The following is a 13,405-nucleotide window of genomic DNA, read 5'->3' as shown; positions in this document are numbered from 1 at the left end:
TCCCCTTACCGACTTCCTAGAGGCGGCCATCCGGATGGCCGCAGGGGCGAACTCATGCTTTCAACCAGCACACGCGGAACGGCGCCGGCCGTTCCCCCCTCCACCGGCCAGGACGGCGCGATTCCCGCGCTGCGGGCCAACGGCCTGCAGCCGCTCGCCGGCATGCTGCGCTGGATCGTCGTCGCGGTGCTGACCGTCGCGGTCGCGCTGCCGCTCGGCTTCATCCTGTTCCAGAGCCTGCTGTCCGCGCCGTTCTTCGACGCGAACAAGACGCTCGGCATCGAAGGCTTCCGCTTCATCTTCACCGACCCGGACTTCTGGTCGGCCGTGAAGAACTCGTTCATCATCGCCGGCGGCATGCTGTTCATCTCGATCCCGCTCGGCGGCATCCTCGCGTTCCTGATGGTCCGCACCGACCTGCCCGGCCGCCGCTGGCTCGAACCGCTGCTGCTCACGCCCGTGTTCGTTTCGCCGATGGTGCTCGCGTTCGGCTACGTGGTCGCCGCCGGCCCGGTCGGTTTCTACTCGGTGTGGTTCAAGGAACTGTTCGGGGTGCAGAACGTTCCCTGGAATATCTATTCGATCTTCGCGATCACGGTGATCGTCGGCCTCACACACGTGCCGCACGTGTACCTGTACTCGTCGGCCGCGCTGCGCAACCTCGGCTCGGACGTCGAGGAAGCGGCGCGCGTGACCGGCGCCCGCCCGTTCCGCGTCGCGCTCGACGTGAGCCTGCCGATGACGATGCCCGCACTGCTGTTCGCCGGCGTGCTCGTGTTCTTCCTCGGCTTCGAGGTGTTCGGGCTGCCGCTCGTGCTCGGCGATCCGGAAGGCCACCTCGTGCTCGCGACCTACCTGTACAAGCTGACCAACAAGCTCGGCGTGCCGTCGTATCACCTGATGGCCGCGGTCGCGGTGTGCATCGTCGCGATCACGTTCCCGCTCGTGCTGCTGCAGCGCCGCCTGCTGAAGACGGCGAACCGCTTCGTCACCGTGAAGGGCAAGGCCGGCCGCGCGACGGTGCTGCCGCTCGGCGTGTGGCGCTGGATCGCGCTCGCGATCGTCGCGCTGTGGCTGATGCTGACCGTGATCGTGCCGATCTCCGGCATCGTGCTGCGCGCGTTCGTGACCAACTGGGGCGAAGGCGTCGCGCTCGCCGAAGTGCTGACGCTGGCGAACTTCATCGAGCTGTTCGAACAGGACAACCTCGTGCGCGCCATCGTCAACACGCTCGGCATCGGCGTGATCGGCGGCGCGCTCGCGATCGGCTTCTACTCGCTCGTCGCCTTCGCCGGCCATCGCCGCAACGACTGGGCGACCAAACTGCTCGACTACCTCGTGCTGTTGCCGCGCGCGGTGCCGGGCCTGCTCGCCGGTCTCGCGTTCCTGTGGATCTTCCTGTTCGTCCCGGGCCTGCGCGAGCTGAAGAACTCGATGTGGAGCATCTGGATCGCGTACACGGTCGTGTGGCTCGCGTACGGGATGCGGCTCATCCAGAGCGCGCTGCTGCAGGTCGGCCCGGAGCTCGAGGAGGCCGGCCGCAGCGTCGGCGCGACGCGCAGCCGCGTGTCGCTCGACGTGACGCTGCCGCTCGTGCGCTTCGGCCTGCTCGCCGCGTGGCTCCTGATCTTCATGATCTTCGAGCGCGAATACTCGACCGCCGTCTATCTGCTGTCGCCCGGCACCGAAGTGATCGGCGCGCTGCTCGTGTCGCTGTGGGCGACCGGCGCCGTCGACCAGGTCGCCGCGCTCTCTGTCATCAACATCGCGATGGTCGGCGCCGGTCTCGGCGTGGCCCTGCGCTTCGGAGTGAAACTTCATGGATAAGCTCATCGTCGACGATCTGCATCTCAGCTACGGCGCCAACCCGATCCTCAAGGGCGTGTCGTTCGAACTGAAGGCCGGCGAAGTCGTGTGCCTGCTCGGCGCGTCGGGCAGCGGCAAGACCACGCTGCTGCGTGCGGTGGCCGGCCTCGAACAGCCGTCCGACGGGCGCATCCAGCTCGACGAGCGCGTGTTCTTCGACGGCGCGCGGCACGTCGACCTGCCCGTCGAACAGCGTTCGCTCGGCCTCGTGTTCCAGTCGTACGCGCTGTGGCCGCACCGCACCGTCGCCGACAACGTCGGCTATGGGCTCAAGCTGCGCCGCGTGGCGCCGGCCGAACAGAAACGCCGCGTGCAGGCCGCGCTCGACCAACTCGGCCTCGGCCATCTCGCCGAACGCTTTCCGCACCAGTTGTCGGGCGGCCAGCAGCAGCGTGTCGCTATTGCGCGCGCGCTCGTCTACAACCCGCCGGTGATCCTGCTCGACGAGCCGCTGTCGAACCTCGACGCGAAGCTGCGCGAGGAAGCGCGTGCATGGCTGCGCGAGCTGATCGTGTCGCTCGGGCTGTCGGCGCTCTGCGTGACGCACGACCAGACCGAAGCGATGGCGATGTCCGACCGCATCCTGCTGCTGCGCAACGGGCGCATCGAGCAGGAAGGCACGCCGGCCGAGCTGTACGGCGCGCCGCGCTCGCTGTACACGGCCGAATTCATGGGCAGCAACAACCGCATTGACGCGCGCGTCGCGGCCGTCGACGGCGAACGCGTGACGCTTGCCGGCGACGGCTGGGAGTTGCAGGCGCTTGCCCGCGACACGTTCGCGCCGGGCCAGGACGCGCAGGCCGTGATCCGCCTCGAACGCGTGCAGGTCGCCGATGGCCCGGGCGCGAACCGGCTGCAGGCCGACCTCGTCACGTCGATGTATCTCGGCGACCGCTGGGAATATCTGTTCCATTGCGGCGAGATGCGCCTGCGCGCGTTCGGCCACGTGCCGCGCGCGGCCGGCACGCACTGGATCGAATTCCCGGCCAACGACTGCTGGGCGTTCGCGAAAGCCGGCTGACCCGGGCGCGACGGCCCGCGCGCCGCCGCGCCAGCATTCCAGCGCGCATCCCGTTTCGACCCAGGATCGGCGGACGCTTCGCGGCGTCCGCCGTGGCGTGCCGCGCGCTGCGTACCCCTGCGTACTGTTTCACCCCACCCACAACAAACAAGGAGACACCGTCAATGAAGTCACGCGCAGAACATTCCCTTCGCACTGCTATCATTACCGGCTCGGCCGCCGTCGCCGGCCTCACGGCAGGCGCCGCGCACGCGCAGTCATCGGTCACGATATACGGGATCATGGATGCCGGCATCGAATACGCGAACCATGCGGCGCCGGACGGCGGCAATTCGTTCAAGCTGAAATCCGGCAACAAGAACACGTCGCGCTGGGGCTTGCGCGGCACCGAGGATCTCGGCGGCGGGCTGAAGGCCGTGTTCCGCCTGGAAAGCGGAATCGATCTCGCGAACGGTGCGTCCGACGACGGCCCCGACTCGATCTTCGCGCGCCGCGCGACGGTCGGCCTGAAAGGCAAGTGGGGCGAAGTCTCGCTCGGCCGCAACTTCACCGTCACCTACGACTACATGCTGCCGTTCGACCCGATGGGCTACGCGCAGAACTACTCGTGGGCGACGTCGTCGATGGCGACCGGCGGCCGCAAGGACGGCCTGTTCACGCGTTCGTCGAACGCCGTGCGCTACGACGGCGAATTCGGCGGCTTCAAGTTCGGCGCGCTGTACGGCTTCGGCAATGTGCCGGGCAGCGTGAAGACCAGCTCGAAGTACGACTTCGCGCTGGGCTACGAGGCCGGCCCGTTCGCGGCCGTGGTCACGTTCGACCGGCAGAACGGCGCGGCCGACAGCGTCACGCCGGCCGATACCGTCAACTACATCCAGGGCATCCACGCGGGCCTGAGCTACGACTTCGGCAACCTGAAGACGATGGCCGGCTATCGCAACTATCGACGCACGTATCACACGAGCGCCGCGAACCAGTTGAGCGACATGTATTGGCTCGGCGGGTCGTACCAGTTCACGCCGACGTTCTCGCTGGTCGCGGCCGTCTATCACCAGAACATCAAGGGCGGCAGCGATGCCGATCCGACGCTGGTGTCGGTGCGCGCGCAGTACGCGTTGTCGAAGCGCACGGTGCTGTATGCGGCCGGCGCGTTCGCGATCGCGCAGCATGGGCAGAAGGTCGGCGTGTCGCGCGATTTCGCCGGGTATGGCACCACGCAGGTTGGCGTGACGGCGGGGATTCAGCAGCGGTTTTGATTCGGGACCACTTGATGGCGCGGGCGGCGACGGGCGTCGCCGCCTGCCACCGCATGATGCGGCCATCGGCCGTCCCGCGCCATCGTGCGCTAGCGACGGGTGCGATACGGAGCCGCACATGCACGGAGCACTGTCCGCTACGGCAACATAGCCCTCAATCGATCTAACCGAGTCGGCGGTAGCTCAATTTCTCCATCGCGCTCAACGGCAGTATCGAATATCAAGGATTCCTTAGCCCATATCAATCGGACAGCATCCGGATACTCGTAAGTCCGCTCGGCAAGCAATCGCATGTCGGATGTCCGGTAGAGTCGCAAAAGGATTCGACCGTCTGCCAGATAGGCGTATCGCGCCGTGTAGTGGCCCCCATCGTTCTTCGAGAGCTCGGTATTGAACCGCGCAGCATGTGCGCGTATACGTGCATCCTTGTAGTAAGAAGCGGCGCAGCCCAGCAAAATGATGATTGTCAAACCGGAAACTAGCGCCTTCATTCCCGATTTCATTCGTGCGGCGCGCCCCTCTTGGTGCGCAAGGCTGTATAGGATAACTGTCAACATGCATGCAACGATTCCGAACAGCGCGATTGCTGCAAGCGCAACGATGCCCGCCCCTTGCATGGCGGTCGCCAAACCGTTCATTCGAAGTACACCGTTATTGGTTTGTCCAGCATAATCGGCTTGTAGTCGGAAAATATGATGAAGTCTCCACCTCGATGGTGTCTGGCTTGCCAGTCTCGGAACGAGCGATTCCGGACCGGATAGTAAACCTTACCTGGTTCATAGAGGTTTGCGACCGTACTGCCGGACACGACCGGAAAATCAAACCACGGCTGATCTGCAAGATTCGCTGCAGTGTAACTTGGCACGATAACCACACCGTTTTTGCTCCAGTGGCCCAGGTACTGGGATCGTGAATCCGCGGTCCCGTCAAAGGAATACGCATCCCTGACGTATACAACGATGTGGGTAACGGTCGCCTCCTTACGCTCGGCGTCGAAGATAACGCGAGCTACCGCCGCATACAGATTGAATGCCCCCAACGCACCGGTCAGGTCGTCAGGAACACCGGCATCCGGGATGCCGTCGCACGGCCTGCAAAGCCTTCTGCTCAAAGGAACTTTCTACAGCCGCTCGCTGAAACTGGAATCCCTTGTGTAGCTTGCGGATATCGTAGCCGCTGACCGTCCAAGGCGATATATCCCCGCGCCTGAGATAGCGACCAAGAATGTCCTTGAGGGTTTCATATGCGCGCGGGCTGTATATGTCGACATTCACGAGATTATCGTATTGCCTCTTGGCACGCGCATGCTTGAGAACCCAATCCAGTTTTATGGTGGTTCGATCGATCATCGACTCCGGGTAGAGTTCCCCGTTCTGATTGATCTCGTTCCGCTGATCTTTTGATGTAGCCGAGTAGTTGAGCTTTCCTGCAAACCACCTCTCCATCAGTTTCGCCGAAACGGGCATATGCTCTTTGCGCATGGCATCGGGAATTTGCTGAATATCGAAAGGCGGCACCACCCTTTCCTTCTCGATCGGCTTCGGTTGTTTGGGCGGGACAGGCGTATCCAGCCACTTCTTGATGCGAGAAAGCGCAGCCGCAACCCTTTCGATGTCGTCCACCATCTTGTCGAGCGAATCGCGCTTGTCGACCCGCTCGATGGGCGATAGATTGCTCCGGTGACGACTCGCTCACCGGCGGAGCCATTGCTAGTGACAGGCCGAGCTCACACGCCGGAATGCCCCCATCGTCCCCGTCGCATAGCTTCCATTTCCAAACCAGCTTGTTGATCCTGAAGTACGGAATCCTGTCGTTATCGCGCACCGTGCTATCCCTCGCGTTGTGGAATCCCCGAACTTACAGATCCACTCACCGCCTCACAATGTACGGCATGTGCCATTCATCAAAAATCGCGGATTCGACGGAGTCGCGAACGCGAAGCGTTCCGCATCACCTGACATGGATTCCATATGTATTAGTTCGTTTCTGGCGGAAAACGCATGTCCTGGAACAAGCTCCAGGCAGTCTCGCGGTGTAGGACAAGGCATCCAAGTATCGTTGCCAATTGTGAACGGTGGCCGCGTCATTCGTAGCCCATCCCAAACGCTTTCGCTTGCCGACCCAACTCTTCCATCGCATTGGCGCTCGCCTGATCGCGTTCGGTCTTGTAACGCATCAGATCGGAAAAGCGCACACGTCGATGCTTGCCGGTCTTGTGATACGGCAGCGCCTTCGATTCGAGCAGCTTGATCAGGTGCGGGCGGCACCTCACGCTCCGCCGGCAAGAGCGTACGGACATCGAGGTATGGGGCCTCGCGCACTCTCAAGCGGGTTCTCAAATGCGCCATCTTATTTGCAATAACGAAATTCGATAGGCCCCTTATAAGGCTAGCCAACCTCGATATCACTCAATACGCTCCGTCAACCGTCTTCTGGTCCTTCCCCTGGGAGAGCGGCGACCGCTGCACGCTGGTCGCCGTTCAGTCGGCGCCCATCACGAACACCGGGCGAACCCGGCTATCCGTATCGCTCCAGTGCTCACCGACCGCCGACAGCGGCACCGCCCGCGTGTCGATCGTCAGCCGTGCCGGCCCGGCCGCGGCGAACACGCCGCGCACGGCGGCGAGCAGCCCGGCCGGCGACACGCTGCCTAGGCCGCTGCCCATCAGTTCGACCGCGGTCGCCCGCAGCACGGCGCCGGGCACCAGCAAGTCCGCGCCGCCGATCGATCCGATCTGCACGAAACGCAGCCGCCGGCCGCCGGGTGTCGCTTTCGCGGCCGCGCCCAGCAGCGTCTGCGCGCTGGCGCCCCACAGATAGTCGAGCACCACGTCCACCCCGGCGCGGAAATGCGGTTCCAGCGCCCGCGCCAGATCGGCATCGTCCTGCTGCAGCGACACGACGGCGTCCGCCCCGGCACTCAGCAATGCCTCTAGCGCAACCGCGTTGCGGCCCGTCGCAATCACTTTCGCCGCACCGAGATGCTTCGCGATTCGCACTGCGAGCCGCCCCGACGTTCCCGTCGCACCGTTGACGAGCACCGTCTCGCCCGCGACGAAGCGCGCGCGTTCGATCAGCGCCGCCCACGACGACATCCCGGGAATCGCGATCGCCGCGGCCGTGATGTCATCAAGCCCGTCCGGCAACGGCACGCATTGGGCGTCGGGCACGATCGTGCGTTCGGCCATCGCGCCGAACGGCACGGGGGCGCCGAAGAAGTAGACGCGCCGACCGTCGTCGAGACGCCCCACGCCGTCGACACCGACGACGAACGGATAGCGCCGCTCCGACGAATAGTGCGTGCCGGCCGCACGCCCCTGCGCAAGCCGGCTCAGTGCGGACGCCGTCACGTCGATCAGGCAGTGGCCCGGCATCGCGTGCGGCGCGTCGAATTCCATATGAACGGGACGCTCGCCGGCGCCCGTCACGACTGCTGCTTTCATGGTGGTTCCTTCAATCTGGACGGTGGATTTTTACCGGGCATCGAGCCACGCACGCAACGCGGGATCGCGCACTTCCAGCACGTCGAACAGGCCGAGCGCGCGCAGCGCGGGCAATGCGTCGATCGTGTCGGCTTCCGCGCGCGAGCGCTCGGCGGGCGCCGCGTGCGGATCGGTCAGCACCCGCGCGTTGGCCAGGAACGCGCCGACGGTGCCCTTGCGGATCGTCGTTCCGCCGGCCTCGATTCGGTCGGCGTGGTCGGGGAGAAGGTGTTCGGCTCGCATCGTGCAATCCTCCAGTGGTGGTCGATGGAGGCAGTGTAGGCGTGCAACACGGGCCGATCTCCGGTATAAAAGCCATTCGATACCGAAATCCCGCCATGTCCGATCCATTGCTGCCTGCCCACCTCGTCACGTCCGACGACGGCCCGTTCGTCGTTGCCGCCGCACTGACGCAGCGCGACCCGCGCGTGACCCCGTCGCACACGCATGCGCGCGGCCAGCTGGTCGGCGCGCAGAGCGGGCTGGTGACGATCGGCCTCGACGATCAGGAGTGGGTCGTGCCCGCGATCCACGCAATCTGGATTCCGCCGCATTGCCGGCATTCGCTGCACTCGTTCGGGCCCATTTCCGGCTGGTCGGCGTTCGTCGCCGAAGCGCGCTGCGCGGCGCTGCCGAATACCCCGCGCGCGATTCGCACGACGCCGCTGTTGCGCGAGGCCGTGCAGCGTGCGGCGAGTTGGGACGACTCGGAACTCAATGACGCGCAAACACGGATCGCCGACGTGATCCTCGATGAAATCGCGTCATCCGAGGTCGAAGCGCTGGGACTGGTACGACCGCAGGATCCACGGCTCATGAGGATCACAGATGCGCTTGCGGCCGATCTCGCGGACAACCGGCGGCTGGAGGAATGGGCCGACTGGGCCGGCATCGGCGCGCGCACGATGAGCCGGCGCTTCGTCGCCGAGACGGGGCTGACGTTCGCGCAATGGCGTCAGCAGGCAAGGCTGCTGCGGGCGCTGGAGAAAATTGCCGACGGCGTGCCGGTCACGACGATCGCGCTCGATCTCGGCTACGACAACGTCAGCGCGTTCATCGACATGTTCCGGCGGGCGATGGGGACGACGCCGGGAAGGTATATGGAAGCGGGACGGCGAGCGGGTTAACGGACGCCATGCTTGAATGAAGCGGGCCATGTGCGACATGGCTGGCAAGCAGGGATCCGTGATGCGACGACCTGCCGTTCTCGTGCGAGGCGGCGCGCCCCGCGCTCATTGCAAGTAACGCGCGGCGTCGAGCATCGCGTCGGTCAAGCTCGGCGCTGCTTCGTCAATACGTCCCGTCGCCCGCCTTCACGGCCTCGCCCTTCTCCTTGAACCGCGCCGCCAGCGCCTGCGCACTTCTCGCCAGCAGCGTCGTATCCACACCGACCGCGACGAACAGCGCCCCCGCTTCCAGATACCGTCGCGCCGCCGCCTCATCCGCGCTCAGAATGCCCGGCGCGTTGCCGGCCGCCTTGATCGCGCGGATCGCGCCGTCGATCGCGGCCTGCACGTCCGGGTGCCCCGGATTGCCGAGATGCCCGAGATCGGCCGCCAGGTCGGCCGGCCCGATGAACACGCCGTCCACGCCTTCGACCCGCGCGATCGCATCGATCGCGTCGAGCCCCGCGCGCGTCTCGACCTGCACGAGCACGGCCATCTCGTCGTTCGCGCGGTGCAGGTAATCACCGACGCGATTCCACCGCGACGCGCGCGCGAGCGCACTGCCCACGCCGCGAATGCCATGCGGCGGATAACGCGTCGCGGCCACCGCCGCGCGCGCTTCGTCCGGGCTCTGCACCATCGGCACGAGCAGCGTCTGCGCACCGAGATCGAGCACCTGCTTGACGATCACCGGATCGTTCCACGGCACGCGCACGACCGGATGCGACGGATACGGCGCGATCGCCTGCAACTGCGCGAGGATCGTCGGCACCGTATTCGGCGCATGTTCGCCGTCGATCAGCAGCCAGTCGAAACCGGCGCCCGCGACGACTTCGGCGCTGTACGGATTCGCGAGGCCGAGCCACAGCCCGAGCTGCGCGTCGCCGCGCGCGAGCGCGGCCTTGAATACATTGGACGGAATCTGCATCGCTCGCTCACCTCACTCGAAGTAGCACTGGATCGTTCCGAGCGGGCCGTAGTCGACGCTGAACGTGTCGCCCTGGCGCGCCGCGCATGGCCGCGTGAACGAGCCGCCGAGCACGATCTGCCCCGGTTCCAGCGCGACGTCGAATCGCGACAGCCGATTGGCGAGCCACGCGACGCCATTGGCCGGATGGTTCAGCACGCCGGCCGCGACGCCCGTTTCCTCGACCACGCCGTTGCGTGACATGATCGCCGCGACCCAGCGCAGGTCGACGTCCTGCGGCCGCACGGGCCGCCCGCCGATCACGACGCCCGCGTTCGCCGCGTTGTCGGCGATCGTGTCGAACACCTTGCGCGGCCGCTTCGTATCGGGATCGATCGACTGGCTGCGCGCATCGATGATCTCGAGCGCCGGCACCACGTAGTCGACCGCGTCATACACGTCGAAGATCGTGCAATTCGGGCCCGTGAGCCGCTTGCCAAGCACGAATGCAAGCTCGACCTCGACGCGCGGCACGATGAAGCGCGCGGTCGGGATCGTGCCGCCGTCGTCGAAGAACATGTCGTCGAGCAGCGCGCCGTAATCGGGCTCGTCGATCTGCGACGTGTTCTGCATCGCCTTCGACGTGAGGCCGATCTTGTGCCCCTTGAGCGTGCGGCCTTCCGCGAGCTTCAGGGCCACCCACGCGCGCTGGATCGCATACGCGTCGTCGATCGTGATGTCGGGATGGTCGAGCGAGATCTGGCGGATCTGCGTGCGCTCGCGCTCGGCGTCGTGCAGACGGTGCGCGAGCTGGTCGATGATGGCGGGTTCGAGCATGGTCGGATCCGGAATGGGTTCAGCCGACCCGCTTGTAGCGGGCGTGAATGTTGTTGTGCTTGTACGAGCCGCTTTCGCTGAACTCGGTCAGCTCCATCGACAGCGCCAGATAGCGCTTCGCGTACAGCTCCGCGAAATGCGTGTTGATCGCGTCGAACAGCGCGTCGCCCGCGGCCTTTTTAGTCTCGTCGCTGCGGCCCGAGCCGATCTTCAGCGTCACGTGGACGAACGCGTCGTCCCCGCTGCCGTCGGCGACGCAGTAGTCCTGCAGCTCGATCGCGCGCGAGCGGATGCCGCCCGTCGGGAACACGCCGCCCTGCGCGATCAGCGTTGCGTTGATCGTGCGCAGCAGCGTGGGGATGCGCGCGTCGTCCCGGATGTTCGCGGTGTATTCGACGACGATGTGTGGCATGGCAACGCTCCGGTCAGGTGATGCGGCGCTCAGGCGAGCGGGAAGATCGCGTTGATCTGCCCGGTGCCCGAGCTCGCGAAATAGTCGGTGACGATCTCGACGGGCTTGTCGTAGCGGTCCCAGCCGAGCAGGCCGAGCAGCATCGCCGTGTCGTGCATGCCGCCTTCGCCGTGGCAATGCACGTTGTACTCGGGCAGCATCGCGCAGAAGGTCTTGAAATCGCCCTGCTTCCACAGCTCGACCACCCGCAGGTCGACCTGCCGGAAGAATTCGCGGCTGATCTGGTGGATCGATTCCTCGGGGCTGCCGTTGTCGTTGAAGCGATGCGACAACGAGCCGCTCGCGAGGAACGCGACGTTCGAATCGCTCTTCTCGATCGCTTCGAGCAGCGCCTCGCCGAAGCGGCGGCTCTCGTCGAGCTGATGCCACATGCACCAGCCGGCGATCGACACGACCTTGAAGTGCTGGTCGCCGTTCATGTAGCGCATCGGCACGAGCGTGCCGTATTCGAGCTCGAGGCTGTCGATCTCGTGCGCGCGCGTCGCGATCCCGCGCGCGCTGGCCGTCTCGGCAATCAGGCGGCCGAGCGCCGGATTACCCGGATACGCGTACTGCATGTCGCGGATGAAATGCGGCAGCTCGTTGCTGGTATAGGTGCCGCCGAACCTCGCATTGCAGTTCACGTGGTAGCCGGCGTTGACGAGCCAGTGCACGTCCGACACGACGATCGTGTCGACGCCGAGCGCACGGCAGCGCTCGCCGATCAGCCGATGACCGCGGATCGCCGCGTCGCGGCAGCCGTGATGTTTGCCGGGCAGTTCCGACAGATACATCGACGGCACGTGCGTGATCTTCGCGGCGAGGGACAGTTTGCCCATCGTTCAAGTCTCCTGTCGGCCGGAGTTAGCGCTTTAGCGGTTACTCCGGCCCCATGCTTGGCCGGCGTGCCGGCCAAGGAATCGTTCCTTCTTGCGGCGCAACCCACCGCGCCGTTACACGCCCCAGCGGGGAATGTGATGCGAACCCATCGAGATGCACACGTTCTTGATTTCCGCGAACACCTCGAAGCTGTACTCGCCGCCCTCGCGTCCGGTGCCCGACTCCTTCACGCCGCCGAACGGCTGGCGCAGGTCGCGCACGTTCTGGCTGTTCACGAACACCATGCCGGCCTCGATGCCGCGCGCGAGACGATGCACCTTGCCGACGTCCTGGGTCCAGATGTACGACGCGAGCCCGTAGGCGGTATCGTTCGCCAGCCGCAGCCCTTCTTCCTCGTCGTCGAACGGGATCAGGCATGCGACCGGCCCGAAGATCTCTTCCTGCGCGATGCGCATCCGGTTGTCGACGTCCGCGAACACGGTCGGCCGCACGAAGTTGCCGTTGCGCAGATGGCCCGCGAGGCCCGCCGGCTTGTCCGCGCCGCCCGCGACCACGCGCGCGCCCTCCTGCTCGCCGATCCGGATGTAGCCGGTCACCTTCTCCCAGTGCTGGCGCGTGATCATCGCGCCGAGCTGCGTAGCCGGATCGGACGGGTCGCCCACCACCAGGTGGTTCGCGCGACGCGCGAATTCCTGCACGAAACGATCGTAGATCGTTCGCTGTACGAAGATCCGCGAGCCCGCCGTACAACGCTCGCCGTTGATCGAGAAGATCGTGAACAGCGACGCGTCGAGCGCGCGATCGAAATCGGCATCGTCGAAGATCAGCACCGGCGACTTGCCGCCGAGCTCCATCGAATACTTCTTCAGGCCCGCGCGTTCCATGATCCGCTTGCCCGTGACCGTGCCGCCCGTGAATGACACCGCACGCACGTCCGGATGGCGCACCAGCGCATCGCCGGCGGTCGCGCCGTAACCTTGCACGACGTTCAGCACACCCGGCGGAATGCCGGCTTCGAGCGCGAGCCGGCCGAGCTGGTCGGCCGTCAACGGCGACAGCTCCGACATCTTCAGCACGGCCGTGTTGCCGAGCGCGAGACACGGCGCCGTCTTCCAGGTCGCGGTCATGAACGGCACGTTCCAGGGCGACACCAGCGCGCACACGCCCACCGGCTGGTACAGCGTGTAGTTCAGCATCTGGTCGTCGACCGGATAGGTACGGCCGTTCATCTGCACACACACTTCCGCGAAAAAGTTGAAGTTCTCGGACGCGCGCGGAATCAGCTGCTTGCTCGTCTGCGCGATCGGCAAACCGGTGTCCTGCGTCTCGAGCGCGGCGAGCATCGGCACGTTCTTCTCGATCAGCTCACCGAGCTTGCGCATCAGCTTCGCGCGCTCCTTCGCGGGCGTGTTCGCCCACTTGGGGAACGCTGCCTTCGCCGCGCGCACGGCCGCATCGACTTCCGCCTCGCCGGCCGACGCGACGTCGGTGATCACGTCGCCCGTCGCGGGGTTCAGCGTCGTGAAGGTCTCGCGGCTCTCGACTTCGCGGCCGTCGATCCAGTGCTTGATGGTCATGT

Annotated in this window: 14 protein-coding genes and 1 pseudogene; 4 read left to right on the top strand and 11 right to left on the bottom strand. The window is 65.5% G+C overall.

Annotated features, from left to right (window positions below; translation table 11 throughout):
• Positions 1–54 precede the first annotated feature (54 nt).
• The 3 genes from SB786_RS23395 to SB786_RS23385 all read left to right on the top strand — a co-directional run bounded on the left by SB786_RS23395 (position 55) and on the right by SB786_RS23385 (position 4,143).
• Entirely contained in the window at positions 55–1,827 is a 1,773-nt protein-coding gene (locus SB786_RS23395) for an ABC transporter permease (protein ID WP_410729565.1), read from the top strand.
• Positions 1,820–2,887 (top strand): ABC transporter ATP-binding protein, encoded by a 1,068-nt coding sequence (locus SB786_RS23390; protein ID WP_410729564.1) that lies wholly within the window; start codon positions 1,820–1,822, stop codon positions 2,885–2,887. The genes SB786_RS23395 and SB786_RS23390 overlap by 8 nt, the downstream gene beginning before the upstream one ends.
• Positions 2,888–3,051: 164 nt before the next feature.
• Positions 3,052–4,143, top strand: coding sequence for a porin (locus SB786_RS23385; RefSeq protein WP_410729563.1), 1,092 nt, complete (start codon positions 3,052–3,054; stop codon positions 4,141–4,143).
• A gap of 137 nt (positions 4,144–4,280) precedes the next feature.
• Here SB786_RS23385 and SB786_RS23380 read toward each other — a convergent pair whose 3' ends face one another.
• The 6 genes and pseudogenes from SB786_RS23380 to SB786_RS23355 form a co-directional block, all read right to left on the bottom strand.
• Positions 4,281–4,781, bottom strand: coding sequence for a hypothetical protein (locus SB786_RS23380; RefSeq protein ID WP_410729562.1), 501 nt, complete (start codon positions 4,779–4,781; stop codon positions 4,281–4,283).
• Positions 4,778–5,254 carry a DUF6402 family protein gene (locus SB786_RS23375; RefSeq protein WP_410729561.1) on the bottom strand — a complete coding sequence of 159 codons (477 nt, stop codon included), beginning with the start codon at positions 5,252–5,254 and terminating at the stop codon, positions 4,778–4,780. Before SB786_RS23375 ends, SB786_RS23380 begins: the two co-directional genes overlap by 4 nt.
• Positions 5,199–5,765: a DUF6402 family protein gene (locus SB786_RS23370; RefSeq protein ID WP_410729560.1), complete on the bottom strand. Its 567-nt coding sequence runs from the start codon at positions 5,763–5,765 to the stop codon at positions 5,199–5,201. The genes SB786_RS23375 and SB786_RS23370 overlap by 56 nt, the downstream gene beginning before the upstream one ends.
• 461 nt (positions 5,766–6,226) lie before the next feature.
• Positions 6,227–6,406, bottom strand: a pseudogene (locus SB786_RS23365) (excisionase family DNA-binding protein); the annotation flags it as partial.
• A gap of 217 nt (positions 6,407–6,623) precedes the next feature.
• The gene (locus tag SB786_RS23360) at positions 6,624–7,586 is read right to left on the bottom strand and encodes a quinone oxidoreductase family protein (protein ID WP_410729559.1); all 963 of its coding nucleotides are present in this window, start codon (positions 7,584–7,586) and stop codon (positions 6,624–6,626) included.
• A 30-nt stretch (positions 7,587–7,616) separates the two neighbouring features.
• Positions 7,617–7,868 (bottom strand): hypothetical protein, encoded by a 252-nt coding sequence (locus tag SB786_RS23355; RefSeq protein ID WP_410729558.1) that lies wholly within the window; start codon positions 7,866–7,868, stop codon positions 7,617–7,619.
• A gap of 95 nt (positions 7,869–7,963) precedes the next feature.
• Between SB786_RS23355 and SB786_RS23350 the strand changes: the two genes are divergently transcribed.
• Entirely contained in the window at positions 7,964–8,752 is a 789-nt protein-coding gene (locus SB786_RS23350; protein ID WP_410729557.1) for an AraC family transcriptional regulator, read from the top strand.
• A gap of 163 nt (positions 8,753–8,915) precedes the next feature.
• Here SB786_RS23350 and hpaI read toward each other — a convergent pair whose 3' ends face one another.
• The 5 genes from hpaI to hpaE form a co-directional block, all read right to left on the bottom strand.
• Positions 8,916–9,719: a 4-hydroxy-2-oxoheptanedioate aldolase gene (hpaI, locus tag SB786_RS23345; RefSeq protein WP_410729556.1), complete on the bottom strand. Its 804-nt coding sequence runs from the start codon at positions 9,717–9,719 to the stop codon at positions 8,916–8,918.
• Between the two features lie 12 nt (positions 9,720–9,731).
• Complete coding sequence (gene hpaH / locus SB786_RS23340; protein WP_410729555.1) at positions 9,732–10,535, bottom strand: 2-oxo-hept-4-ene-1,7-dioate hydratase; 804 nt, start codon at positions 10,533–10,535, stop codon at positions 9,732–9,734.
• 19 nt (positions 10,536–10,554) lie between these two features.
• Entirely contained in the window at positions 10,555–10,947 is a 393-nt protein-coding gene (locus SB786_RS23335) for a 5-carboxymethyl-2-hydroxymuconate Delta-isomerase (protein ID WP_410729554.1), read from the bottom strand.
• A gap of 29 nt (positions 10,948–10,976) precedes the next feature.
• The gene (gene hpaD / locus SB786_RS23330; protein ID WP_410729553.1) at positions 10,977–11,825 is read right to left on the bottom strand and encodes a 3,4-dihydroxyphenylacetate 2,3-dioxygenase; all 849 of its coding nucleotides are present in this window, start codon (positions 11,823–11,825) and stop codon (positions 10,977–10,979) included.
• A gap of 114 nt (positions 11,826–11,939) precedes the next feature.
• Positions 11,940–13,403, bottom strand: coding sequence for a 5-carboxymethyl-2-hydroxymuconate semialdehyde dehydrogenase (gene hpaE / locus SB786_RS23325; RefSeq protein WP_410729552.1), 1,464 nt, complete (start codon positions 13,401–13,403; stop codon positions 11,940–11,942).
• Between the last annotated feature and the right edge of the window lie 2 nt (positions 13,404–13,405).

The sequence above is a fragment of the Burkholderia sp. SIMBA_062 genome (assembly GCF_046534765.1).
GTDB classification, from domain to species: Bacteria; Pseudomonadota; Gammaproteobacteria; order Burkholderiales; family Burkholderiaceae; genus Burkholderia; species Burkholderia ambifaria.
The sequence above is the reverse complement of the archived record's forward strand: the minus strand, read 5'-3'. Positions and strand labels throughout refer to the sequence as shown.